Below are 24,955 nucleotides of genomic sequence, written 5' to 3'. Positions count from 1 at the left end.
TCCCTAACTCCCTCTTTTTCAAAGAGGGACTTTCCTCCCTTTTTAAAAAGGGAGGTCAGGAGGGATTTAAAATTAAAACGTCGACCAGCCGCTCCATTCCATAAAACGATACAGCCAATATTTAAAGAACGAGTTTTCTGCATATTGAGTGTAATCTACGCTCATCGAACGGCCATTCAGATTTGACCATGCACCCTCAAAATATTGCTGGGCATCCCGGAAGACTTCGGCCTGAGGCTGACCGACCACGCGCATATTGGTTTCCAGATTATAGTTTTTCAAATTGCGCACCGTAAAATTGGCCGAGCCTAAAATCATTTCAGCTTGCTGAGCGCTGCGCTTCATCAGGATCTTGCTATGGCATTGCTCGCCTTGAGTACGACACCAGCGCACCTCGATACCCGCTTCGTGCAATTCTGAAGCCACCTGCCGGTTTGGAATTCCATTCTTTTCACGGCCAAAAGCATCTTTATTTGGGTCGAGTAAAATCCGGACTTTGACACCACGCTCATGGGCCGCTATCAGACTTTTGATAATCTTGCGCTCAGACAGATAAAACATCGCCAGATCAATCTGTTCATTGGCTTTCGCGGTCTGAATCAGATTCAGAATCGCATCATAAATGGCTTTTTCAGTCAGCACCTGAACTTGTGGCTGGCTACTGTCTGCCTGAAAATCCCCAGCGACAATGGCTGGCATATTCGCTTGTGACATCATGCCTACAGACAGTTCTGTTTTCAGAATATCGACGGCTGTGCTCCCCCAGACCAATAAGCCAATATTGGAATGCCGCGAACTGCCATCATGCGGGTTCATGGACGTGACCAGTGCTTTCCAGCCTTGATCAGTATCCACCACCATGGTTTTGCGATGATTGGCTTTAAAGTTAAACAAATCAAAATAACTGCGCAGGGTAATTTTTTCTGTTCCAAACGGATTCGGCAACCAGCCTGTTTCCGGATTATTGCCAATGCCCTGGCAACAGATATACCAGAAGCCCGACCAGCTTGGATTGGAAGCCCGCAATGGCGTCAGATTGGTTTCAATGACATCAATACCGTGCTGACGTAATTCCCGATACTGCTCGGTTCTAATCCCACCATAAACTGAATTGATCGGATCGGTAATAAATTTGATTTCCACCTCAGGCTGCAACAGGCGCTTACTGATTAAAGCATCGCTCAGTTGTTGACTTAATGCCCGATGCTGCTGCATAGATGCACCGGTTTGCTGATTAAATAAAAACATGTCCAGCACAATCAGCGATTTGGCCTCTTCAATCATTTTCAGCATTTCATTAAAAATGCGATGATCTAAATGCTGTTTTCCTTCGGCATCCAGATAAGTCTGATCGGCCAGAAACTTGACTTCGGCATGACGCAGTTTGCCCGTGTAATTCAGACCTTCCGGCAAAGGCTTATACGTGTGGTAGATTGCCGAAGCCAAATAACCCACAGCCAGCATACTAATGATCAAAGTCGCATAACGGCGATTCGACCAGTTCAATTTATTGTGAATTCGTTGAAAGATACGCATAAGAAAAAACCTAACCCAATATACTCAGGCTAGGTTTTATCTTATGATTTTTCAAGTAGATTTCAGTGAGATCTAGATGATTTGGTCGATTATTTCAGTAGACCTGTTAGAAATCATACTGCACGCCGACAGTAAAGTTGCGACCCACCTGCGGAATATTAGACAGGAATGAAGTATGTGAATACACCTGATCATCAAGCAGGTTGTTGGCCTTGAAATAAACCCTATAAGCATTGTTATCTGCAAGGCTATTGGCATAGCTTAAGCCCACATTCACCATATTGTAGCCTTGGGTTTCATCTTCATAGCTGGCGATTTTGTCCTGATTAAAGACATGATAATACTCAGCCAAACCTGACCAGCCATCGGCAAAGTCTGCTTCGACTTTGGTCCCTAAACGACCTGCCGGTACACGTGGTGCATTCTCGCCTTCGATTTTACCGCGCACATAGTCACCAAAGACACTGAGCTTATACATGTCATTAACCTGATAACCAGCTTGTGCCTCAGTCCCATAGAATCGAGCTTTATCTTGTGTATAGTCGACCAAGCGGAAGTCACCTTCACTATCAGTCGTTGAACCATAAATGTAGTTATCAAACCAGTTGTGATAGACATGCACATGATAGTCCAGCTTATCGCCTTCATAATGCAGACCTAATTCAAGATTATTTGATTTCTCAACATCTAAATCCTGATTCCCACGCTCATAGGTATTAGTGGCAAAGTGAACCCCATCTGCATAAAGTTCTTGCGCCAAAGGCAAACGTTGCTGATGCGAGCCAACCACAGAAAGCTTATAGTTTGGTGCAAATTCCCAATTGGCTGCTGCTGAACCTGAAACACCGGTATCTGAGTAATTTTTTTGAGTTGAATCCACATCAATTTTTTGATGTTCTACTCGTGCACCGAGTTCAACATGCACATCACCGATCTGTTTGTGCTCAAGACCAAATAAACTGTATTTTTCAGTTTTGGTATCTGCCATCAGAACACTGCTATGGGAATGCCCCTCATGTTCATCTGCACCTCCGGCAAGATTAACTTTTTGCTGGCTATATTGAGTACCAATGACCCCTTCCCAACCCGCAACTGGAACGTGTACCAGTTCTAAACGTGCATCATAGCCTTTACTTTTAAAATTACTGATGACTTCATTTTCTTCCAGTTCATCATGTTCATAATCAGTGAAGCTGGCATGGGCACGCAACTTGTCAAAACCGGCAAATGGGTTATTTAACTCAGTGCGCATATCATAACGATGTGATTCCAGATCAACCCATGGACCACCATGTGCGTGTTCTTCTTCAACTGCATTTGGATCCGGTTGTGGTGCTGGGCCATGTCCGCCACAATGCAATTCATTACCATGTGGATGACAGTCATGATATTCATGACTATGCCCTGGCAAACCATATTGGTCTTGGCGGTTACTATAAGATAGACCAACAAAACCACGATCATGAATCCATGATCCACCAATATTGACTGTTTGTCCTTCTGCAAAGGTATTATCTACACGGCGGGCTTTTTCACGATGAATTTCTTCAATTTCATTTCCATTTTCATCTTCTTCATGATGAGAATGTTCTGTGAAATAACCTGCATGAGCAATATAGTTATTAGCTTTACGTTTTGAACCTTCTACACGTAGAGCAAAGTTTTCACCAATACCTGCTGTCACACCAGCACTTGCCAGTTTTTCGTCACTACCTGAGTTATAACGCAGGCCGACTGTACCTTCCAGACCATCTTCAGGCATCTGGGTCGGAATTTTTTGATCAGTGACATTCACCAACCCACCGACTGTACCGGCACCGTAAAGTAATGTAGATGGACCGCGAATCACTTCTACCTGTTTCGCCAGAATCGGATCAACGGTGACAGCATGATCCGGAGACAAGGTCGAAACATCAGCAGTTTCTGAAGCATGCTGCAACACTTTCACACGTGAGCCATCCTGACCTCGAATCACCGGACGACTTGCACCTGTACCAAACTGATTTGAATAGACACCCAATTCATCTGCCAGTGCATCACCAATAGTCGTCGCACGCTCAGATAATGCTTTTTGATCCACCACATGATCCGCAACCGCAAAATCTGCTGCGGTTTGTATCAATGGATGGGCCTGAACCTGGATGGTTTCCAGCGTTTGTACAGTTACTGTCGCTTCTTCTTGTTGTGCGAATGCTGATGGTGTAATAACCGCAAAAATAGAGAGTGTTATTAAATTCTTATGAAAAGACATGACCCAAGCTCAAAATGACTAAAATAGAATAATGTTATAATATAACATTTCATTATTTTTGCAATCGTTTACGATAACCAGTGATATATTTTATTAGAATGCTCTTTGAATATTTTTTTATTACATTAAAACATTATCTTTATGCCCTTTACCTTGTCCCATGCTGTACTTGCTCCACCTATTTCACGTTTAAGCGGTAATAGGCTACCTGTTGCTGCGTTAGCGATTGGCTGTATGGTGCCCGATTTACATCGACTGTTTACTTCGAGCAATTCAAATATCACGCATTTATGGTCTTCGCTGATTCATCCAGACCTCTGGATTGGGCTGGCTTTCTGTAGCATCTGGTATCTGGTTTACCGGCCAGTAACTTACCGTTTCATCGGCATTCAGCATGATTTAAATATTTACAGCATCCTTTCAGCTTTAAGATTCATCTTGGCGATGTGTCTAGCACTGATCATCGGCACAGCCACTCATTTAATCTGGGATGGTCTGACCCATGTCGATTTTCGGACTTTTGCCTTCCATGAAATCTTAGCGCAACAGTTTCAGTTATTTGGACAAATTTATCCGCTGCACCGGATTTTACAGATTGGCACCTCTTTTCTAGCCTTACCTTTTATACTGTGGATGAGTGTGCATTACTATAAAAAGCATCGCCAATATCTCGCAGTCAGCCTAAAAATCAAGTCTTTTGCTTGGGGCTTATTGCTCTTTTCGATATTCACCGGCCTATTTTCTGTTTGGGATTATGCACGTTATATCTCTACAGAGGTCTGGCAATCGGACCTCTATTATTTTACTGGACGATCTATTAATGAATTTAGTCAGGGCTTCCTAATCACATGCAGCCTAGGCTGTTTACTGTTTTTATTTTTGGACAGAGGTCGCAGGATGGGTTAGATAAAGCGCTGGCTTTTCGTCTATTCACTTTAAAATGATATTGTTTTTGACCCAGGTTCTTGTGACTACATGCCCAAAGAGGCATAATCCTACCTTTACGAAAAGCGGTACGCTGTTTACGTATTCGCTGACCTTAAACCATATAGTTGGATTTTTAACGCTATGATGCGAACTCATTACTGCGGTTCATTAACCGAAGCTCAAATTGACCAAACCGTAACATTATGCGGTTGGGTTCACCGTCGCCGTGACCACGGTGGTGTAATCTTCCTTGACATGCGTGACCGTGACGGTCTTGTTCAAGTGGTTATTGACCCAGATACTCCTGAAGCATTCGCAACTGCTGATAAAGTACGTTCAGAATTTGTATTAAAAATTACAGGCCGTGTACGTCGCCGTTATGAAGGCACAGAAAATGCCAATATGGTGAGCGGTCAAATCGAAGTCTTGGGTAAAGAAATTGAAGTTCTTGCTCAGTCTGAAACTCCGCCATTCCCATTGAATGACGAAAACACCAATATTTCTGAAGAAATTCGTTTGAAATACCGTTTCCTAGACATCCGTCGTCCAGAAATGCTAGATCGTTTACGTTTTCGTTCTAAATTAACCAACCTGATTCGTAACTACTTCGAAGACAATGGCTTCCTAGACGTTGAAACTCCGATCTTAACTCGTGCAACGCCTGAAGGTGCGCGTGACTATTTAGTGCCAAGCCGTGTATCTAACGGTAGTTTCTACGCACTGCCACAATCTCCACAGCTATTCAAACAGTTGTTGATGGTGGGCGGTATTGATCGTTACTACCAAATTGCTAAATGTTTCCGTGACGAAGACTTACGTGCGGATCGTCAGCCAGAATTCACCCAAATCGACGTTGAAACATCGTTCATGAGTGACGATGACATCATGGATTTAATGGAAACTCTAACCGTTAAGATGTTCAAAGAACTTCTAAATGTTGAGTTTGATAAATTCCCACGCATGACCTACAACGATGCAATGCGTGACTATGCATCTGACAAACCGGATATGCGTATTCCTTTGAAACTGGTTGACGTTGCAGACTTAATGCAAGACGTTGAGTTCAAAGTATTCGCAGGCCCTGCAAAAGATCCTAAAGGTCGTATCGTTGCGCTTCGCGTACCGGGTGCGGGTTCACTGCCACGTAGCGCGATTGATGAATACACCAAATTTGTAGGCATCTACGGTGCGCGCGGTTTAGCGTATATCAAAGTCAACGAACTTGAAAAAGGCATTGAAGGTCTTCAATCTCCAATCGTGAAATTCATCGAGCCAATCGTGCTTGATCTATTGAAACGTGTTGGTGCTGAAAATGGCGACATCGTATTCTTCGGTGCAGACAAAGCGAAAGTTGTTAACGATGCAATGGGCGCGCTTCGTGTGAAGATCGGTCATGACCTTAAATTATCAACTTGTGAGTGGGCGCCACTTTGGGTTGTTGATTTCCCAATGTTCGAAGAAACTGATGATGGCAAATGGACCTCTGTGCATCACCCATTCACGCTGCCTAAATCAAGCGTTGAAGACGTGAAAAACAACCCGGGCGCTGCGCTTTCAGTTGCTTATGACATGGTATTGAATGGTACTGAAGTCGGTGGTGGCTCGCTGCGTATTCATAACCTTGAAATGCAAAAAGCAATTTTTGAAGCACTTGGTATTGGTGAAGAAGAAGCCGAAGAGAAATTCAGCTTCCTGTTGAACGCTTTACGTTATGGCGCGCCTCCGCATGGTGGTTTGGCATTCGGTCTTGACCGCCTGGTGATGCTCATGACTGGTGCATCTTCGATTCGTGATGTGATTGCATTCCCGAAAACCAAGACTGCTGAATGTCCATTGACGCAAGCACCGGCACCAGTTGAATCAAACCAACTGCGTGACCTTGGTATTCGTTTACGTGAAAAACCAAAAGCTGAATCTCAAGAATAATTCTTGAAGATTTAAGTGAAAAAGCCCTGCCTCGTGTGGGGCTTTTTTTGTGTGATTGAGTCACATCTGGAACAGTGGCATAATAGCCACAGTTTTTAATCTAAGGTAATTAGCAATGGCTATGCGTCCTGCAGTTCGTAATCGCAGCATTATGCTTATTGTATTTTCAGTGGTTCAATGGCTGTTCATGCGCTATATCCTTGCCAACAACCTGTTCAACCTCGATACCAATGACCGTATTGTGTATTTTTGCCTGAGCAGTATTTTAGGCGCCCTGCTGATTTTTGTAGGTTTGATATATATGGTGCTGAAGGGCAATCCGGACAAAGACCTATAATCTGACCATCTGGATACCATGTACACCCTACTTAAAAATTTCTCCAAGCTTCCACTAAGATTCATTCAAAATCTTGCGCAACTGGCTGGATTGCTTTTGTATATCAGCCATTCTTCTGCACGCCGAGTGACCGAGATTAATCTGGCCTCTGCTTATCCTGAACTTTCTGAAGCTGAACAGGCTGATTTGACTAAACGCAGTCTGAAAAGTCAGTGCATGACATATGCGGAATCCGTCAAAATTTGGGGTTCATCACCAGACTATGCGCTGTCTTTAATTCGAGATGTGCAGGGTGAAGATATTTTCCTGCAAGCTTTGCAAAACCCTCATGGCTGTTTGGCCGTGGTACCTCATTTTGGTACTTGGGAGCTGTTGAATGTTTGGGTAAATCAACATACCTCCCCTGTGATTATGTATAAACCCAGCAAGAATCAAGATGTTGACCGATTTATGCTTGAAGCTCGGCAACGTCTGAATGCCACACTGGTCCCGACAGATGATTCTGGGGTACGTGCTTTATTTAAGCATTTAAAACAGGGCGGTTTTTCTGCAATTTTACCGGATCATGTTCCTAAAGAGAGTGGTGGTATCTACTCACTTTTCTACAATCAGAATGCGCTATCTTCTACCTTACTTTCCAAACTGGCAGCTAAAACACAATGTTCTGTAGTTGGGCTTAGTTGTTTAAGACGAGAGGATTTGTCTGGCTACGATATTTACGTGACTAAATTATCAAATGATATTGTATCTAAAGATTTACAACTGTCGGTTGATACCTTAAATAAAGAAATGGAGCGCATGATTAATGTCGCTCCAGAACAGTATTTGTGGGGATATAAAAGGTTTAGGAAGTTGGAAAATGACAAAAGTTTATATTACTCATAGTAAAAATTAGCTACTTAAATTAAAACTTAAAAATTAGGTTTAAAATGAAAGATCAGAAAAAAATTCTTTTTATTATTGATCATCTTAAAGGTGGTGGTGCAGAAATTATGACTCTTAATCTTGCAAAAAAACTGCAAGAGAGAGGCTATGAAATAAACATCATAACCTTAATTGATATAAATAATTATAAAGAAAAGACTAAGAGTTTCAATATTCAATCTATTGATTTTCCTATTAAATTTGTTGGTGGGAAGTTATTAATAGACAAAAAATTAGAATCTAGTAAGAAAGAACAACTCCAGTCTCTTATTGATGAAATAAAACCTGAAGCTGTTATATTAACTATTTGGTATGCATATTTAAGCATATCATTTATTAATCATCCAAATATATGGATATGGTCACAAGCAGATATTCTTCCTGAATTTAATAAAACTTCAAATCCGATTAAAATATTAAGAAATATATATAAGAAGAGAAAATTTATTAATAAATTTAAGGAAGTGTTTTCAAACAAAAATTTTATCGTACTTAATAAAGATTTAAAATTGAAATATTCTCAAATTTTAGAGAATTCTAATATAAATGTTATTTATAATGGATTAAATTTAAAAGATACAATACAATCTGAAAAGAAAGAAAAAGTATGGGATATTTGCTATGTTGGTCGTTTATCACCTTCCAAACAAATTGAACATGCTTTATTTGCTCTAAAAAATTCTCATATTATTAAAAATATGATTATTATTGGTGATGGAGCAAGAAAAGACAAACTTTTAAAATTAGTCAATCAACTAAATATTAGCGATCGTGTTCATTTTACTGGCTGGGTGGATGAGCCTATCGAGTATATTAAAAAGAGTAAAATATTAGTTCTCCCTTCTCAGACAGAAGGCTTCGGTCTTGTTATTGGAGAAGCTCTATTAAATGGCACTCATGTCGTTGCATATAATTGCAGCGAAGGAGTATCACATCAATTTTTTACCCCTGATATGCAACGCGGTCTAGTACAACCAAATAATCGTGCAGAATTAAAAAATTCTATCGAAGATATATTAGAAAATCCATATCAAATTCCCCCAAACTTATCAAAACGTTACGATATTAAAGAGATGGCTGATAAATTTATTAAGTTAATCGATTAACCGTATATATTCCGCAACAGCATAAGTTTGGGTAAAAGATGGATTCAAATTTGTTGAATAATTATCTACCTCTTTTAATGCTTGATTGATTTTAAGCGAAAGTTCAAAAATATTGCCTACAGCAACGAGATTATTAGCTTGTAAAATTTCATTGGGACCCGAAGGGCAATCAGTACTTATAACGGGAATACCCAAAGCTAAAGCTTCTAAAATTACTAAACCCAACCCTTCAAAATCAGACGACAAAACCATAAATTTTGCATGCTTAATATATGGGTAGGGATTTTTTTTGAAGCCTGTAAAAATAACCTTGCCTTCTATCCCTAAATCTTTAACCAATTTTTTAGAAGTTTCTAATAGTTCACCAGTCCCGACCAAAACCAGCTTTTCTTGAACATTGGCTTTTGCATAAGCTTTAATTAAAATATCATGTCGTTTCTGTTGCTTAAACTTCCCAACATTTACAATATATGGTTTTTCAATATCAGGAATATATTCATTTGCTGTTGAAACCACTTGTTCCACATCAATCGGATTATAAATTGTAGTAATCCGACTTTTTGAGCCAAATACTTTAATAAAGTCTTTTTCGACACCCTTACTTACTGCTACACAAGGCTTGGCTAAATAAACTTTATCCAACTGTTTTTTCATTCCCTCTAATCTTTCACCATATTCCAAACTCGTCGTGTTATGAATGACTAAATGAACATTCGGTAACTGACTTTTTGATAATATAAAATCAACAGGAAATAAGTTTGATAGGACAAGATCAGGGATCCCAATATTTTTAATAACAAACCGATCAAATGCTTTTGCTGCAAAACTGGCACGCATAAATTTAGGAATTGCACGATACTTTTGATAATCAAAAAAGTGAAGTTTTACGCCCTCAGGAATCGGTAAATCAATAATATTTTTAAAATAAACAATATGTGCTTCATGACCTGCATCAATTAGGCCCTTTGCCAAGGTTAAAGCAAAACGTTCAGCGCCATTTCCCTGTAAAGTAAAAATGGCTAATACGATTGTTTTTTTCATGAAGCACTAATCCTGAATAAATTTTTCTTGATCTAGATTGATCAATCTTTTTTCTGCCTTTCCCATGACCTGCAAATATCGTATCGCCATTGCAATTTGTCCTACTAAACGTCTTTTTTTAAACTTATATTTTTCTTTGATAGAGCTGAATTCAGGTTTAAAGTGTTCAGAGCGCCCAATGGTCGAATCAAAATGCCCTTGTTGTAAGAGACCATAAGCACCAAGCTGATCTTCTTGAATAATCACTGCAGGTTCGACTTGCAAACACTGTAACTCATAAGCCGAAAATATAAATCCATCTGCAATCGCTGGCGCTGTTTTCGCCAAACGATCTAATAGTTTTTTCGCACCACTTGGATAGAGAATGTAACCTGCTGCTCCAGTACGATCTTGATATAAACCATATAATTTAACCTGAGTATGATTTAAGGTGCATACAGGTTTTCGACTTATAATTTTTTTACGACTTCTTACTTCCAGATTAATTAAGTCCACATCTAAAAATTGATGCTGCTCAATTTCGTTTAAAATTTCTTTTACATTTGAAGCCAATACGGCATCATCTTCAAGAATTAAACAGGGCTGATTCCTTTTTATTACTTCTTCCCAGGCTTTTTGGTGACTGAGAAAGCACGCTACCTCAACTTTACGCAAAGGCCTTTGCCAACCAAAACCGAGCTTTTGGTATTGCTCTTCATTCAAATCAACAACTGAAAATGCTTCTAAGACGTCAAAAGGCAATCCCAATTTTTCAAATTGCTTTTTTTGAAACTCTAATCGGTCTTTCGATGTTTTTAAATTAATAATCAAAATATTCACAATTACCACCATCTCGTCTTTTCACGAGTGTGACGCTGTTTAAAACGTGAATATATATTATTATTCTGATCAAGCTGTAATCTGTCAAAAACCTCAATTACAATTTGACCCAGTTCATGAGCCTCACATATTTGCTCGAGACGCCATCGCATATTACGTAAAGTATCATCAGTTCCAACCGCAAATGCAGCCGTACCATCAAATAAGGCATAGCGCTGTTGTTGTAATAACTGCTGATGCTCCTGATTTACAGTTAAAGACTGATCACACAAAAAACGTTCTGTTTCCTGTAACTTAAGCGTATTAATCAATACCACTGCATTCATCAAAATGGCTTTTAGAGTTACGTCTTCATCAAAATCAATAAAAGTATCACAGGCTGAAATCAGCCAGCGTATATTCAATGACTGTACAAGAAAATCTCGTTCAGCCATCCATAATGCCTTGAATTTGTCATAATTATTTTGAGTATCGACCTCACGGCGAATTAAAACAATCAGACTGGCATGGAAATGATTTAATGCAGACTGCCCCACAAACTCCTGTTTGAGTTGTTCAATATGCTCATTGAGATCTTTGGCCGAACCATGCGTATATTGAATTTGATCCCCATCAATGATGGTATTTTTTAACTGATTTAAATCGGCTTGACCAAATTGCGCATAAATCTTTTCAGCACCAAAACGACGCTGATGACGACTAAATGAAAACCATTGTTCGAACTTACTTTTCTTTCTTACCGGCATTTGAAATTAAATCTCTTTCAATTTCTCATTGATTCAGCTTACTGCCAAGCATCCTTAATCCACTGCGATGGCAATACATAACGGTACCATTTCCCACCACCACCATTCACTGCATCTGGCGGATTAATTTCACCGTGGAATACAATAATTTTAGCGCCTTCAGGTTTCACAGGGGGCTTAAAGTAAGCCATCGGGATTTTTTGCAGGCAATGATACTTATAGCTCTTGCACCAACTTTCTGGCCAATAGGTCTGTTTACCTTCACGGTCTACATACCAAGACAAATAGGCTTGCTCATTACGGAATTTTTTACGGATTTCATCAAAGTTTTCACGGAAATAAGGTAACAGACCTGGGAAAGCACCCAGTTTAAACCGGTAAACCGAACTGTTACCGGTAATACGCCACGGCCGTTTCCAGTCATGGATAATCAGAAAGTCGCCCGGATAGGTAAAGAACTCATCGATATTATCGACAATCACTACATCAAGATCGAGGAAGAGTGCATTGCCTTCTAAACCATAAAGATCAGGCTCAAAAGTGGACAGCTTGTTCCAGCCACGCTCAGGGGCACCCTCAGGCAATGCCAGAGGTGGAATAGGGAAACATTGTACTGCAGGATCAATGCCTTCAGTACGATCCGTCAGACAGACCATTTTAAAGTCGACTGTCGTATGTCGTTTAACCATATTGTATAAACGATTGACGTATTCCGAACCGTATTTGGTTCCCCATTTCATACAAATAACGATGTTACTCATTGCGTATGCCTAAGCTCATCTTAAAATCTTCTTGATGCTGAATATGATGACATAAGTTCGGCAGAATAAGTACATCAGTTAAAAAAAACCTCTCAAATGAGAGGTTTTTTCAATCAGTAAATTATTAATTACTTCACATAAGTTAACCAGTGTGCATATTTCGGGTCTTTGCCCTGAACTGCATCAAAATATGCTTTCTGGATTTGAGTGGTGATTGGACCACGTACACCTTCACCAATCTGACGGTCATCGTATTCACGGATTGGTGTTACTTCTGCAGCAGTGCCGGTAAAGAATGCTTCATCTGCGATGTAGAACTCATCACGGGTAATACGGCGTTCAATTACGTCATAACCCAAGTCTTTAGCAATCGTAATAATCGTTTGACGGGTAATACCATCCAGCGCACCACCTGCGATATCAGGCGTATGAATCACGCCATCACGCACCAGGAATACGTTTTCGCCTGAACCTTGGCATACATAGCCTTGTGGGTCGAGCAGCATTGCTTCATCATAACCTGAATGCGCCACTTCCTGATGCGCAAGAATCGACAAGGTGTAGTTACCTGATGCTTTAGCCTTACACATGGTCACGTTCGGATGATGGTGGGTAAATGAAGACGTTTTTACGCGAATTCCCTTCGCCATCGCCTCTTCACCGAGGTAAGCACCCCAGCTCCATGCCGCAACTACGGCATGAATGGTATTGTCAGTTGCAGCGATACCGAGTTTTTCAGAACCAATAAAAATAATTGGACGTAAATAGCAAGACGCTAATTTGTTTTCACGAACAACATCAATTTGAGCCTGTTCTAATGCTGCTTGATCAAATGGAACTTTCATTTGATAAATTTTTGCAGAATTCAACAAACGCTTGGTATGTTCTTTAAGACGGAAAATAGCCGTTCCATTCGGGGTTTCATAAGCTCGGACGCCTTCAAACACACCCATGCTGTAATGCAAAGTATGTGTTAATACGTGAGTTTTTGCCTCACGCCAGTCAACTAGTTGTCCATCTTGCCAAATGAAACCATCACGATCAGCCAAATTCATGCCACAAACTCCAATTTCTCACAATTATTCACTATCCAGTGCAAAGTCTGCACTTGGATCAATCAGTCTTTGCCATAACTTGCAAACGGTCATTCGGGTATCGTGCCAGTCGCTTGCAGACACTTGCATGGATTGATTTGCAAGGGCTAAGCGATGGCTCTCGGCGCGTTCACGGAGATAAGCTTGAATCAGAGCAGTCGCATCGTTGCTGGATAAGCAACCTGATTTTGCGGCATCCTCAAGAATTCGTACATTGTCGGAGAAATGGGCGAGATCTTTATTCGTCCCACTCCAAGCCAACACCGCATACTGTGCCATAAATTCGATGTCTACGATACCACCTGCATCTTGTTTTAAATGAAAAATACCATCTTTTTTTTGATCGGCGGAAGAACCCAGATGCTCCTTCATTTTCTGACGCATTTTCAGTACTTCTGCCCGCACATAATTTTCATCACGGGGTTGAATCAAAATATCCCGGCGCAAGACTTCAAACTTTTTCCGCAAGCTCATTTCACCCGCAATTGGACGGGCTCGCACCAAGGCCTGATGCTCCCATAACCAGGCGCTCTTGAACTGATATTGTTCAAAGGCTTTTAAACTGGTCACTAAAAGCCCAGCTTCGCCCGATGGACGCAAGCGGGTATCGACCTCATATACACGTCCATCCAGAGTTTGCGTGGTCATCAGTGACATGAATTTTTGTGCCACGCGCATGGCAAACTCAAAGCCACTGATCGGCTTGAGTCCATCTGTATCGGCCTGTTCACCCATGTAGTGAATAAACACCAGATCCAGATCCGAACCATAACCCAGTTCAATTCCACCGACTTTACCATAACCAATGACTGCAAAAGCCGTATGCTCAACTGAACAGCGCTGCCCTTCAGCATCCAGTGGAAAACCATGCTTTTTCGCAACAATCTGATAAGCCAGATGCAGCGCTGCATTCACCGATACTTCAGCAATATCGGTCAAGGCATCGGAAACTTTCATCAGCGGGCTTTCTGCCAGCACATCACTGGCGGCAACGGCCAGAACATTAGATTTTTTAAACAGGCGCAAAACCCGCATCTGGTCTTCGACCTGATCAATTTCAATCCGTAACAGTTGCTGGCGCAAGGAATCTTCCAGATCCTTTCGTTTCGGCAATTCAAAATCCATCGACAGGAATTCATCCAGTAGCACCGGATAATGGGTCAGTTCTTCACAAATCCAGGGGCTGACCGTGGCCATCTTCACCAGTCGCTGCAACGCCCCTTTACTCTCGATTAACATCACCAGATATACCGTACGGCGCATCACTGATTCGACTAAGGGCATTAAGCGCACCAACGCCACCTGAGGATCATCTGACTGTAAAACTGCTTCGATTAAATGCGGCCAGAAGGTTTTTAAACGCTGCACTGCTTTGGCTGGTAATTTTTTTAAGGCATGCCCATTCCAGAACTCATAAACGAGATTTTTCGCATTCTCATCCAACACTTCTTTGAGTTTTTTTTCCAGCTGTGAAAAACTTTCAACCAGGGTATCTGGACCATTTTCCTTGATTAAATGATCAAACTGATACATCACTTTGTCACGCTTTTCATTGAGATATGCCATAAAGCTTTCCCAATCAGCAAAACCAAGTGTGTCCGTCATCCGTGCCCTTAACTCTGGCTCTGTCGGTAGTAATTGCGTTTGCTGGTCATTTAGGGCCTGAATCGCGTGCTCAACCCGGCGCAGGAATAAATAGGCATCTTCCAGATCCTGCACCGCCTGTTCATCCAGTAACTCGGCATCATCCAGATGATTCAGATTCACCAGACACTGGCGATCCTGCAATTCAAGCTTGGCTCCACCATAAATCAGCTGAAACACCTGCACGATAAATTCGACTTCGCGAATGCCACCGGCTCCGAGCTTGATATCATCTTCAATATTACGGCGCTGCACTTCGCGCTCGATCATGGCTTTCATTTCGCGCATGGCTTCAAAAGCGCTGTAGTCGACGTATTTGCGAAATACAAATGGACGGGTCATCTCCAGCAGCTCATCGCCTTCTGGGCTTGGATTGACAATACGCGCTTTAATCCAGGCATAACGCTCCCATTCACGTCCATGCTGGCTCAGATATTTTTCTAAGGCCGCGTGGCTAATGGCCAGCGCCGAACCATCGCCCCAAGGACGCAGGCGCATATCCACCCGGAATACGAAACCATCCGCCGTGATCTGATCCAGCAAATGAATCAGTTTTTGTCCCCACAGGATGCAAAACTGCTGCACATCAATACATTTACGCCCATCGGTTTCACCCTGTTCGTCGAAGGCAAAAATCAGGTCAATATCACTGGAAAGATTGAGTTCTTGGGCACCGAGTTTCCCCATGGCGATGACAATCAGATCCTGAACTTTTCCATTATAACCAATCGGCTGACCATACTTGGCAGCGACCGGAATACGGGCAAAATTTTTCGCTGCACAGATGCAGGCATCGGCAAAATCGGAGAGTTCTTGGGTGAGGGTAATGACATCGGTGAGTTGATTGGCATCCTGCCAGATCCAACGAAACATCAATCGAGCCCGCAAAATACGCATTGCGCGCATCCACGTTGCTTCATCGCTTATATTCAGGATGCAGTGCTGCACCAGCTGATCAATATATTCCCGACTGAGTGAGCCTTGAAACTGGTCAATTGCATAATCCTGTTCCAGTAGACTCTGGTGATTGGCCAATACCTGTTCGGCATATTGGCTGGCTCTTAAGGTTTTCTGCAATTGTGCCGCATTCATCACTCAACTCTTCCCCTGAAACATTCTGCTTAGTTATAGCAGGAGTTTTGTCTCAGTGGGAATGTTTTAGCTTGAAATTTACTTCTTTAAGATTGCTCGATATGTACATCTTCAAGCACCAGTGCCTGATGATCATTGGTGACCATCGGTAAATGCACGGTAAAGGTCGTACCCCGACCCTCTTTGGAATCTACAGCAATTTGACCATGGTTCAGGTCAATAAAGCGCTTGCAGAGCACCAGACCCAAACCTGCCCCTTTCTCTTCAGCTGTGCCTCTGACACTCACACCCAAAGTCGGTTTAAACAGATTCTGCATCTGCTCTTCAGTCATGCCCAAGCCAGTATCCTGAATCGTAATCTTGACCTGCTCGCCTTCCATTTCTGCAGCTAAAATCACTTTACCGCCTTGATTCACCGGGGTGAATTTAAGCGCATTCGACACCAGGTTCTGCAAGACAGAGGTAATCATGTTGATATCCGCATGTACCTTGATGTCTTCAGGAATATTATCAACCAGTTCAATTTTTTTATTTAAGGCCAGACTTTTCAGCACACTGCACACAATATTACTGGATTGTTTCAATTCATAATTAATCGGATGATAAATAAAGCGTCCACCCTCTGCCATCGCCCAAGTCAGCAGGCTTTCCAGCAGGTTATAGGTCGATTGTGCATTATCATATAAATAATCCGCGATGCTCTGGATACTGGATTCGTCCAGAGTGTCACGCTCCTGCGCTAGCACTTCGGAAAAGCCCAGTAAACCATGAAATGGTGCACGCAAGTCATGCGCAATAATCTGGAAAAATTTGGTTTTACTGAAGTTGAGTGCGCATTGCTGTTCATATAATTCTTTCAGTTCAGTATGTTCTTGATTGAGCTGAATTCGAATCACTAAACTTTCAGCAAATTGTTTAATAGTGGCAATATCGTCCTGATCAAACAGTTCGGTCTGATCATCAAAGAAAATGACTTGTCCAAAAGATACACTGTTACTCGATTTTAAATTAAATGCAACCAGTCTCTGATGCGCTACACCGAGATCTTTCAGATAATTTGACAGTTCTGTATAAGCAGGATGCATCTGGTCGATGACATCTGCGTGTTGCAGATACGTAGGCAGATTCACGTCCTGCGGGGCGTGCAAAGCCCGGAAACCGCGCGGACAGCTGTACCAGATATAGGGCTCCGTGTGGAAGCGAATAATACTGGTTTTAACGTTTAAAACTTTACGGGCGATCTTACAAAAGGTGTCTAATAGGTTGTTAGAGGTATAGACACCTAAAATGAGAGATATACGGCACGAGCTTAATTGCTCCGTATTCTGACCGACCTCTAGCAGTTTTAGTTCCATGTCTGCCTCTCTGAATGTTTATGGAATATAGAAAACACAGCCGACCAAATTTATACAATCAATAACAAAGATTCTATATTTACTCAACGATGAAAACTCACCTATAGGTTAAAGGATTTGTTAACCTGTTTCTATCCAGATACATTCTTAACTGCAAAGCACTGATATTTAATTGATTAAGAATAACTTGAAAATTTACTATTCGAAAAAAATCTACATAAGCATTTGAAATTAATATATCTCACCTAAAATAAGCATGTTTATTTATATTCACTGTAACACACTACTGACTAAAAAATACCCACCATCGCTTTTTACCCTACTTAGAGTAAAAGCTAATGATTTTTCAATTATATAGCTTGACCTTATGATTAAAAATAGATTTTATATCAGGCTTCATCTACCTAATAATGCTCAGAATTAATTTTTAATTTTTTAAAATATCTTAACAATTCCAATGTAAGAAATACTTAAATATCAGCATTTCAACTAAAAACATACCCAAAAAACCACTGAGAATTGTAAAGAACTTACATTCATTAACAAATTAATTGCGAAAATTTTGTGTTTTTTATCCTCAGTGCAGTTTTAGAAGCTGGAATAGAAATATTAAGATAGATCACTTATAGGCTATGCATGTCTACGTCAAACCAATCGGCTCAGAATAGCTATAAAAAAGCGGCCTAAAAAGACCGCTTTTTAAATAACTGCTTAATTATCAGAAATCAACGCTACTTGCTGCACATAGTTAAACAGCTTTAATTTAGAAGCATTCACCTCTTCTTCAGGTGCTTGATTCTTTAAATCACGGTGTACCCGAAGATAATGTTGACGTAAGGTATGACGCTCTGTCGCATTATAGTTTTTGGTAAATTCATTGATGGCTGGATCACCATCTTTAACAATTCGATCCACCCAACGCTGTAATTGAGCTGTCTTTTTAAGACCTTGTTTGGGTGTTAAATAAGACAAAATCACCGTTTCATTTTCATTGCGTAATAATTTACCAATCCGTGAAAATTGACGACGACGTGCTTCATGTGAACTAATTGCCTGCACATCAAGCAAGGCATCAATCAAACGCTCATCTACGGGTAGGTTTTTAATTTGTTTAGCGCTCAGCTCTGCAAGCTGCGCACCCAAAGCAGCCATACGCTGGACTGCTTTTTTCTGTTCGGTCTTACTTGCGCGTCCCTCTAAAGAATCAAAATCTTCTTCAGTTAAACTGTTCGGTCGACGTGCCACGATTAATCTGCCTCATAAAATTTTGCTGCAAATAGTGCCTGAATTTCAGATAAGGCTTTGTCCTCGTCTGCTCCTTCAATCACCAAGCGTAAAGTTGTTCCTTTGCCCGCACCGAGCATCAGCAAGGACATGATATTTTTTGCATCTACCAGTTTATCCGCTTTGCCAATCTGGATACTGGAACGAAATTTGGTGGTAACTTCTATCAGTTTACCAGATGCGCGTGCATGTAAACCCAGTTTATTAATTACGTCAACTGTCGTATCAATCATGACCAGTGCTTCATTTCTCGATGGAGGACTTGAATAGACCATTTTGCCTCAAGGGCTTTTTTTAGTCTATCCACAATATAAACAGAACGATGCTGACCACCGGTACAGCCAATCGACACGGTCATATAATGACGATGCCCTTCAGCAAAGGTCGGCAACCACTTGTCCAGAAAATGATACAGATCATTGAACATATCCTCGACCTGATCGCTCTTTTGTAAAAACGCCTGCACCGGCTGATCTAGCCCTGAAAATTTGCGCAGTTCCAGTTCCCAATGCGGATTCGGCAAATGCCGGACATCAAAGACATAATCGGCATCCAGTGGAATGCCATGCTTATAACCAAAAGATTGTAAAATCAGGATCAGGTTATCGGCCTGTCCGAGCTTGGACAACAAAGTATGTTTCAGGTCATGCACGCTTTTATCGGTGGTATCGATATGCACCGTAGAACGCAACTGAATCGGCATTAACAGGATTTTTTCTTCCTGAATGCATTGATTCAGACTTTTAAAGCGTGACGCCAGAGGATGCGGCCGACGCGAAGCACTAAAACGGGCAATCAGCTCCTGATCCTGCGTGGTCAGATAGATAATATCGACCGAACCATGCTGTTGCAGTTGCTCAAATACATGATCAAATTCTTGTAAATCTGCCCGGGTACTGCGCACATCGACGCCCAGCGCCAACTGTTCCAGATTGTTTTCGCTGTCCAGTTTTGCCACAATTTCGGGAAGCAATGCCAAAGGCAAATTATCAATACAGTAATAACCCAGATCTTCAAGCACCTGTAATGCAGATGATTTACCCGAACCAGATTGTCCTGTGACAATTAAAATGCGCTTCATGCATGCTACCCTTTCATCTTAGCCGGCAGTGTATTTAACCTGCAGGTTATCGATCAGACGTGTATTCCCCAGCTTTGCAGCTATAAGTAACACAAGATCTTGATTAAACGTATGAATTTTTTGTAATTCTGGCGTGCGGGCTTCAACATAATCAACAACGAAACCGGCATCGGTTAGGCTCTGACGAATTTCGGCCAATACCGTATCCAGTTCCACGCCTGCATGTAATTGCTGTTCAGCCCGTTGCAAGCTTTGATAAATGACCGGTGCGATTGCACGATGCTCTTCGCTTAAATAACCATTGCGCGAACTTAAAGCCAGGCCATCTTCTGCACGGGCAATCGGTACACCAATCACTTCCAGTGGAATATTCAGGTCTTGTACAAACTGACGAATCACCGCCAATTGCTGATAATCTTTCTGGCCAAAGAAGGCGTAATTCGGCTGTACGATATTAAACAATTTAGTGACCACCACCGCCACACCATCAAAATGGCCGGGACGCTGCAAACCGCATAAATCATTGGTAATGTCAGAGACACTGATATTGGTCAGACGCGGTTTTTTGCCATACATTTGCTCAACCGTCGGCGCAAACACGATGTCACAACCAACTTCAGCCAATAGTTGTTGATCCTGTTCAAGCGTGCGCGGATAGCTATCAAAATCTTCATTGGGCCCAAACTGAATCGGATTGACAAAGATACTGACCACCACCACATCACACAACTTACGTGCTTCACGCACCAGATTTAAATGTCCCTGATGCAGATTGCCCATGGTCGGTACAAAACCGATAATCTTGCGACTGGTACGCGCCGGATTTAATGATGCCGCTAAGCCCTGAATGGTGGTTTCTGTTTTCATCTTACAATTCAACCTGAAAAGTTTGTTCTGGTGCCGGGAAAGATCCATCTAAAACTGCAGCATGGTAGGCTTTAAAAGCATCCAGAATGGCTGTCGCACCCGATTGTTCTTGCATAAAATTACGTACAAATTTTGCGGTATGTCCAAAAGTCAAACCGAGCATGTCCTGAACCACCAATACCTGACCATCTGTAGCTGCACCTGCACCAATGCCAATGACCGGAATCTGCGGAAACAGTTCGGTGATTTCCTGGCCAAGCTGTGCTGGTACGCATTCAAGTAGCAATAGTGCAGCACCCGCCTCGACCACTGCCTTACAGTCCGCAATGAGCTGATCGGCCGCTTCACGGGTACGGGCTTGCAGTTTATAACCGCCAAAGACATGTACCGACTGCGGCGTCAGACCCAAATGCACACACACCGGAATACCGTTACGGGTCAGCACTTGCACAGTTTCTGCCAACCATGCACCGCCTTCCATCTTGACCATTTGCGCACCAGCCTGCATCACGGTTTTCGAACTTTGCAAGGCATCATTCAAGGTGGCATAGCTCATAAATGGCAAGTCAGTCATGATAAAAGCATGCTGGTTACCACGGCGTACCGCAGCCGTATGATAAGCCATATCCACAACCGTGACCGGCAAAGTCGAATCACGGCCCTGAATTGACATTCCTAAAGAATCGCCAATTAAAATGCTGTCCACTTCGGCAATTTCCATGGCTTTGGCCATACTGGCATCATAGCAAGTCAGACATGAAAATTTGCGTCCCTCTGCTTTAAAGCGTCTTAAATCACTCAGACTGACCATGAAAATGTTCCTCTATGCTTGAAAGTTCTGACAAAGCTACCATCACTTAAAAATTAAATATTTGCCCAGTTGCTGTCATCGAGTACCGCGAGGGTCGACTGTTTAACGATGTCCAGGTCTTTTAATCTGTGTCCATAAACCTGTAATTCAGGCTCAATATCCAGAAGTGGAATCAGGACAAAATCACGCTCTAATACCCCAACATGCGGCACAGTTAAGCGTTCATTTTGAATGTGCTCATTACCGTAGAGCAGCAAGTCCAGATCCAGCGTACGTTCGCCCCAATGACGTAAACGTACCCGACCAGCGTCCTGCTCAAAAGCTTGCAGGCGATCCAGCAAGCCTAAAGCTGCCAGATCGGTATTTAACTGCACCACTGCATTCAGATAGTTTGGCTGATCCTGTGGCCCCATCGGTGGACTTTGATACAGATGCGAAGTTTTCACCTGCCCCAAGGTCGCCAGTTTCTGTACAGCTTCTGCCAGAATCTGGCGTGAATCGCCCAGGTTACTGCCCAGGCCAATATACGTCACGATCATTGTGTTGGCCCAAACACCACCTGGCTCAGATCACGTTTTACCCGCTTACGTTTCATAATCGGATGATCTGCGCCAATTTCACCGCTGGCACTGGCTGCCACATGCGACAGAGGTTTCACTTTGTCTTCAAACTTGGCTTTACGCACCCGACGGTTGCGTGGTTCAGGTTCATTCACTAATGGCTCAATCTCGGCAAGATCTTGCTGTTGGGTCAGTTTCTGTTCCAGATGTTCTTCTTGACTCGCCTTGCGACGGCTCTTGGCACGCTGACGGTTATACTGGCTGATGGCCCGTTCTTTCTCGTCACCGCTCATTTGCTGATAAGCATCCCACCAGCTACCCATGCCTTGTGCAGTTGCATCGCCTGATTTTTCACGCAACAGCAAAAAGTCAAAGCCGGCACGGAAACGCGCATGGCTGGACAAAGCCTCGATTTGCTGTGGTTTCGGGTTCAGCAAACGGGTCTGCATTTCCCAAACTTCACGAATAAAAGTTTCCGCAAAGCGTGGAATAATAGTGCGGGTTGCCTGACGTTTTAATACGTCGAGACCAGCTTGGGCACGGGCTTCGGCCGCTACCACGCCTTTATTCAGATAGAATTCACAACGTTCCAGGAATGGCTGCCATAACAGTACTGCATAAAAAAATGCAGGGTTGATGGTCTTGCCAATCGAAATACGCTGATCGGTATTTTTCGCAGCGCGTTCCATAAACGGCGTAATTTCAGGCTTGATATCTGCAAATAACTGCTGCCAGATCCCGAAATCGATTAGCATGGGCAAGACACGATTCAGGTGTCCCATGGTGAACAGCTTCTGTGATTCATCATAAAGTCGATGCGGAGAAACATCACGCAGCAACTGGGTCATTTCCGGCGTAAAGACATCCAGAATCGCTTCATCAATATTAAAGTTCAGCTTGGCGGCAAAACGTAAGGTTCGTAGCATCCGCACCGGATCTTCTTCAAATCTTAAAGTCGGATCACCGAGTAAGCGTAAGGTTTTGCTGTGGATATCATCCACTGCATTGCAGAAATCCAGCACAATGCCTTTACGCGGCTGGTAATACATTGCATTGATGGAGAAATCACGGCGGGCAAAATCCTGCTCGATGCTGCCCCAGTTGTTATCACGCAGAATCATCCCCGCGGCCGAGGTCACTGCTTTTTTGGGGGGTGCACGGAAGGTTGCCACTTCAACCAGTTCCCGCCCTGAATAGACATGCGCCAGTTCGAAACGTCGTCCGATAATTCGACAACGTCGTCCGAAAACTTCCTTGACCTGAGCCGGGGTGGCATTGGTGACTGCATCGAAATCTTTAGGATTCAAACCTAACATCAGATCTCGAACACCACCACCCACGATATAAGCTTCATAGCCTGCCTTGTTTAAGGCATCAATCACATCGAGAATATAAGAAGGTAATTGAGCGGTTGATAAACCACATTTTGACGCGCGCAAAGTTTGCAAAAGACGCTGTCTCCTACGTCTGAACGTAAAATTCTAAGATGACGCTAATCATATCGCTTACACGCCTAAAGGGCAATTTGATTATGTCAATCCTGCGAGTCAAATCAATCAGCTAGTCATGATCCATGCTGTCGCCTTACAAGGCCAGTTTGGCCTTGTTTTTGGCAAATAATGCCGGCCCAATACCTTTGACCAGCTGGATCTCTTCAATGCTTTTGAATTTTCCGTTTTTTTGCCGATGTTCAATAATCGCTTCAGCCTTTTTTTGACCAATACCATTTAGCTGCTGTAATTGCTCCACTGTTGCATTATTCAAACTGATTTTATTAGCAGCGGAAGATGCCGATAATGCAGGCTTCGCCAGATAGTGATTGCTTTCTGATGAAGCCGTAGCGGCAGCTTTTTTCTTCAGGCGGGCGTCGTGTTGCTGTTGTTGGGTCTTCCATTCCATATAATCGGTCGCAGTCGCATGCGCTGTTCCGATAGAAATAAAGCCCAGCCAGCAACTCAGAAGAAGATTAATCCATGTTGGACCGATTCGATAAGGTGTTTTTTTCATGTGCTGCTCTTTGTTTTAATTCTAATTTAGCCTGTTCCCAGAGCTGATCAAGTTCAGCCAGTGACAGTTTTTCCAGGTCTAATTGCTGTAATTGTGCCTGATCTTCCATTAAGGCAAAGCGGGTCCGGAATTTATGGATCGTCCCCAATAATGCCATCTCGCTGGAGATGCCAAGTTTACGTCCAACATTGACCAGAGAAAATAAGCAGTCACCAAATTCTTCCTGTATTTCATCGGAATTTTGTCCGGCTACCGCTGCTTTTAATTCAGCCAGTTCTTCTTCCAGCTTGGCATAAGCACCCGCCATGTCCGGAAAATCAAAACCGATTTTGGCGACATTTTTTTGAATTTCATCGGCCTGCACCAAAGCCGGTGCATGTTTAATATCATCCAGACGTGAACGCGGCTTGCCCTGCTTTTCTTGCTGTTTGATTTCTTTCCATAGCTCAGACACATCTTCCGGACTCATTTTTGCAAATTGTTCAGCCTGAAATACATGCGGATGACGGCGAACCAGTTTATCGGTAATGGCCTGAACCACATCCTGAAAATCGAAAGCCCCCTGCTCGCTATACATTTGCGACTGGAACACTACCTGTAACAGCAAATCACCCAGCTCATCGCGGACATCGTCGACTTTTCCAGAGCGGACTGCCGCTTCGACTTCGTAAGCTTCCTCAATGGCATATTTGGTCAGAGATTCGGGGGTCTGCTGCTGATCCCATGGACATTTTTCACGTAATTCGCGCATGACCTTGAGTAGTTGTTCCATGTTTAAAAACCTCT

The 24,955-nt window shown here is 42.5% G+C and carries 23 protein-coding genes; 5 read left to right on the top strand and 18 right to left on the bottom strand.

Annotation, left to right across the window (positions count from 1 at the left end; translation table 11 throughout):
* Window positions 1–72 precede the first annotated feature (72 nt).
* A complete protein-coding gene (locus Q9R21_RS08820) occupies window positions 73–1,536 on the bottom strand; it encodes a phospholipase D-like domain-containing protein (RefSeq protein ID WP_311204289.1) in 1,464 nt (487 codons plus the stop codon).
* 106 nt (window positions 1,537–1,642) lie between these two features.
* Window positions 1,643–3,787, bottom strand: coding sequence for a zinc piracy TonB-dependent receptor ZnuD (znuD, locus tag Q9R21_RS08815; protein ID WP_311204288.1), 2,145 nt, complete (start codon window positions 3,785–3,787; stop codon window positions 1,643–1,645).
* A gap of 141 nt (window positions 3,788–3,928) precedes the next feature.
* Between znuD and Q9R21_RS08810 the strand changes: the two genes are divergently transcribed.
* From Q9R21_RS08810 to Q9R21_RS08790, 5 genes are all read left to right on the top strand, one after another.
* Window positions 3,929–4,693, top strand: a complete 765-nt coding sequence (locus Q9R21_RS08810; RefSeq protein WP_044112820.1) for a DUF4184 family protein — start codon at window positions 3,929–3,931, stop codon at window positions 4,691–4,693.
* A gap of 162 nt (window positions 4,694–4,855) precedes the next feature.
* Window positions 4,856–6,640, top strand: coding sequence for an aspartate--tRNA ligase (aspS, locus tag Q9R21_RS08805; protein ID WP_311204287.1), 1,785 nt, complete (start codon window positions 4,856–4,858; stop codon window positions 6,638–6,640).
* Between the two features lie 115 nt (window positions 6,641–6,755).
* Entirely contained in the window at window positions 6,756–6,977 is a 222-nt protein-coding gene (locus tag Q9R21_RS08800; protein ID WP_004278319.1) for a hypothetical protein, read from the top strand.
* An 18-nt stretch (window positions 6,978–6,995) separates the two neighbouring features.
* Window positions 6,996–7,862: a lysophospholipid acyltransferase family protein gene (locus tag Q9R21_RS08795; protein ID WP_311204286.1), complete on the top strand. Its 867-nt coding sequence runs from the start codon at window positions 6,996–6,998 to the stop codon at window positions 7,860–7,862.
* Window positions 7,863–7,906: 44 nt separating this feature from the next.
* On the top strand, window positions 7,907–9,007 hold the full coding sequence (locus Q9R21_RS08790; RefSeq protein ID WP_247143802.1) for a glycosyltransferase: 1,101 nt from the start codon (window positions 7,907–7,909) through the stop codon (window positions 9,005–9,007).
* On the opposite strand, the gene Q9R21_RS08785 is transcribed toward Q9R21_RS08790, so the two are convergent.
* From Q9R21_RS08785 to mazG, 16 genes are all read right to left on the bottom strand, one after another.
* Window positions 8,996–10,048, bottom strand: a complete 1,053-nt coding sequence (locus Q9R21_RS08785) for a glycosyltransferase (protein ID WP_247143803.1) — start codon at window positions 10,046–10,048, stop codon at window positions 8,996–8,998. The two genes, Q9R21_RS08790 and Q9R21_RS08785, sit on opposite strands and share 12 nt — an antisense overlap.
* 6 nt (window positions 10,049–10,054) lie before the next feature.
* Entirely contained in the window at window positions 10,055–10,867 is an 813-nt protein-coding gene (locus tag Q9R21_RS08780) for a glycosyltransferase family 25 protein (RefSeq protein ID WP_311204285.1), read from the bottom strand.
* Between the two features lie 2 nt (window positions 10,868–10,869).
* Entirely contained in the window at window positions 10,870–11,613 is a 744-nt protein-coding gene (locus tag Q9R21_RS08775; RefSeq protein WP_004733016.1) for a hypothetical protein, read from the bottom strand.
* Between the two features lie 38 nt (window positions 11,614–11,651).
* The gene (locus tag Q9R21_RS08770; RefSeq protein WP_004647484.1) at window positions 11,652–12,374 is read right to left on the bottom strand and encodes a hypothetical protein; all 723 of its coding nucleotides are present in this window, start codon (window positions 12,372–12,374) and stop codon (window positions 11,652–11,654) included.
* 128 nt (window positions 12,375–12,502) lie between these two features.
* Window positions 12,503–13,429 carry a branched-chain amino acid transaminase gene (locus Q9R21_RS08765; RefSeq protein ID WP_004278329.1) on the bottom strand — a complete coding sequence of 309 codons (927 nt, stop codon included), beginning with the start codon at window positions 13,427–13,429 and terminating at the stop codon, window positions 12,503–12,505.
* A gap of 24 nt (window positions 13,430–13,453) precedes the next feature.
* A complete protein-coding gene (gene glnE, locus Q9R21_RS08760; RefSeq protein ID WP_311204284.1) occupies window positions 13,454–16,204 on the bottom strand; it encodes a bifunctional [glutamate--ammonia ligase]-adenylyl-L-tyrosine phosphorylase/[glutamate--ammonia-ligase] adenylyltransferase in 2,751 nt (916 codons plus the stop codon).
* Between the two features lie 86 nt (window positions 16,205–16,290).
* Window positions 16,291–17,559 (bottom strand): HAMP domain-containing sensor histidine kinase, encoded by a 1,269-nt coding sequence (locus Q9R21_RS08755; RefSeq protein WP_311204283.1) that lies wholly within the window; start codon window positions 17,557–17,559, stop codon window positions 16,291–16,293.
* A 711-nt stretch (window positions 17,560–18,270) separates the two neighbouring features.
* Window positions 18,271–18,804 (bottom strand): ribosome biogenesis factor YjgA, encoded by a 534-nt coding sequence (yjgA, locus tag Q9R21_RS08750; protein WP_005107862.1) that lies wholly within the window; start codon window positions 18,802–18,804, stop codon window positions 18,271–18,273.
* Between the two features lie 2 nt (window positions 18,805–18,806).
* The gene (locus Q9R21_RS08745; RefSeq protein WP_034438008.1) at window positions 18,807–19,076 is read right to left on the bottom strand and encodes an HPr family phosphocarrier protein; all 270 of its coding nucleotides are present in this window, start codon (window positions 19,074–19,076) and stop codon (window positions 18,807–18,809) included.
* Window positions 19,073–19,924, bottom strand: a complete 852-nt coding sequence (rapZ, locus tag Q9R21_RS08740) for an RNase adapter RapZ (RefSeq protein WP_004278335.1) — start codon at window positions 19,922–19,924, stop codon at window positions 19,073–19,075. The genes Q9R21_RS08745 and rapZ overlap by 4 nt, the downstream gene beginning before the upstream one ends.
* An 18-nt stretch (window positions 19,925–19,942) precedes the next feature.
* Window positions 19,943–20,791: a pantoate--beta-alanine ligase gene (gene panC / locus Q9R21_RS08735; protein WP_311204282.1), complete on the bottom strand. Its 849-nt coding sequence runs from the start codon at window positions 20,789–20,791 to the stop codon at window positions 19,943–19,945.
* Between the two features lies 1 nt (window position 20,792).
* Window positions 20,793–21,602 carry a 3-methyl-2-oxobutanoate hydroxymethyltransferase gene (panB, locus tag Q9R21_RS08730; protein WP_311204281.1) on the bottom strand — a complete coding sequence of 270 codons (810 nt, stop codon included), beginning with the start codon at window positions 21,600–21,602 and terminating at the stop codon, window positions 20,793–20,795.
* 53 nt (window positions 21,603–21,655) lie between these two features.
* Complete coding sequence (gene folK, locus Q9R21_RS08725; RefSeq protein ID WP_253101006.1) at window positions 21,656–22,141, bottom strand: 2-amino-4-hydroxy-6-hydroxymethyldihydropteridine diphosphokinase; 486 nt, start codon at window positions 22,139–22,141, stop codon at window positions 21,656–21,658.
* Window positions 22,138–23,610, bottom strand: coding sequence for a polynucleotide adenylyltransferase PcnB (pcnB, locus tag Q9R21_RS08720; RefSeq protein ID WP_311204280.1), 1,473 nt, complete (start codon window positions 23,608–23,610; stop codon window positions 22,138–22,140). The genes folK and pcnB overlap by 4 nt, the downstream gene beginning before the upstream one ends.
* A gap of 136 nt (window positions 23,611–23,746) precedes the next feature.
* Entirely contained in the window at window positions 23,747–24,169 is a 423-nt protein-coding gene (locus tag Q9R21_RS08715) for a ComEA family DNA-binding protein (protein WP_004647476.1), read from the bottom strand.
* Window positions 24,129–24,941: a nucleoside triphosphate pyrophosphohydrolase gene (mazG, locus tag Q9R21_RS08710; RefSeq protein ID WP_311204279.1), complete on the bottom strand. Its 813-nt coding sequence runs from the start codon at window positions 24,939–24,941 to the stop codon at window positions 24,129–24,131. The genes Q9R21_RS08715 and mazG overlap by 41 nt, the downstream gene beginning before the upstream one ends.
* Window positions 24,942–24,955 lie beyond the last annotated feature (14 nt).

The organism is Acinetobacter sp. RG5, assembly GCF_031844265.1.
Lineage (GTDB): Bacteria > Pseudomonadota > Gammaproteobacteria > Pseudomonadales > Moraxellaceae > Acinetobacter.
This window is presented reverse-complemented; position numbering and strand designations above follow the sequence as displayed.

Coding starts and splice junctions, on each gene's coding strand:
- aspS (WP_311204287.1), top strand. CDS start 4,856: ATGATGCGAACTCATTACTGCGGTTCATTAACCGAAGCTCAAATTGAC.
- znuD (WP_311204288.1), bottom strand. CDS start 3,787: ATGTCTTTTCATAAGAATTTAATAACACTCTCTATTTTTGCGGTTATT.
- glnE (WP_311204284.1), bottom strand. CDS start 16,204: ATGAATGCGGCACAATTGCAGAAAACCTTAAGAGCCAGCCAATATGCC.
- Q9R21_RS08745 (WP_034438008.1), bottom strand. CDS start 19,076: ATGATTGATACGACAGTTGACGTAATTAATAAACTGGGTTTACATGCA.
- folK (WP_253101006.1), bottom strand. CDS start 22,141: ATGATCGTGACGTATATTGGCCTGGGCAGTAACCTGGGCGATTCACGC.
- panC (WP_311204282.1), bottom strand. CDS start 20,791: ATGAAAACAGAAACCACCATTCAGGGCTTAGCGGCATCATTAAATCCG.
- Q9R21_RS08715 (WP_004647476.1), bottom strand. CDS start 24,169: ATGAAAAAAACACCTTATCGAATCGGTCCAACATGGATTAATCTTCTT.
- Q9R21_RS08800 (WP_004278319.1), top strand. CDS start 6,756: ATGGCTATGCGTCCTGCAGTTCGTAATCGCAGCATTATGCTTATTGTA.
- Q9R21_RS08775 (WP_004733016.1), bottom strand. CDS start 11,613: ATGCCGGTAAGAAAGAAAAGTAAGTTCGAACAATGGTTTTCATTTAGT.
- mazG (WP_311204279.1), bottom strand. CDS start 24,941: ATGGAACAACTACTCAAGGTCATGCGCGAATTACGTGAAAAATGTCCA.
- Q9R21_RS08765 (WP_004278329.1), bottom strand. CDS start 13,429: ATGAATTTGGCTGATCGTGATGGTTTCATTTGGCAAGATGGACAACTA.
- Q9R21_RS08810 (WP_044112820.1), top strand. CDS start 3,929: ATGCCCTTTACCTTGTCCCATGCTGTACTTGCTCCACCTATTTCACGT.
- Q9R21_RS08820 (WP_311204289.1), bottom strand. CDS start 1,536: ATGCGTATCTTTCAACGAATTCACAATAAATTGAACTGGTCGAATCGC.
- Q9R21_RS08755 (WP_311204283.1), bottom strand. CDS start 17,559: ATGGAACTAAAACTGCTAGAGGTCGGTCAGAATACGGAGCAATTAAGC.
- panB (WP_311204281.1), bottom strand. CDS start 21,602: ATGGTCAGTCTGAGTGATTTAAGACGCTTTAAAGCAGAGGGACGCAAA.
- rapZ (WP_004278335.1), bottom strand. CDS start 19,924: ATGAAGCGCATTTTAATTGTCACAGGACAATCTGGTTCGGGTAAATCA.
- Q9R21_RS08790 (WP_247143802.1), top strand. CDS start 7,907: ATGAAAGATCAGAAAAAAATTCTTTTTATTATTGATCATCTTAAAGGT.
- Q9R21_RS08770 (WP_004647484.1), bottom strand. CDS start 12,374: ATGAGTAACATCGTTATTTGTATGAAATGGGGAACCAAATACGGTTCG.
- Q9R21_RS08785 (WP_247143803.1), bottom strand. CDS start 10,048: ATGAAAAAAACAATCGTATTAGCCATTTTTACTTTACAGGGAAATGGC.
- Q9R21_RS08795 (WP_311204286.1), top strand. CDS start 6,996: ATGTACACCCTACTTAAAAATTTCTCCAAGCTTCCACTAAGATTCATT.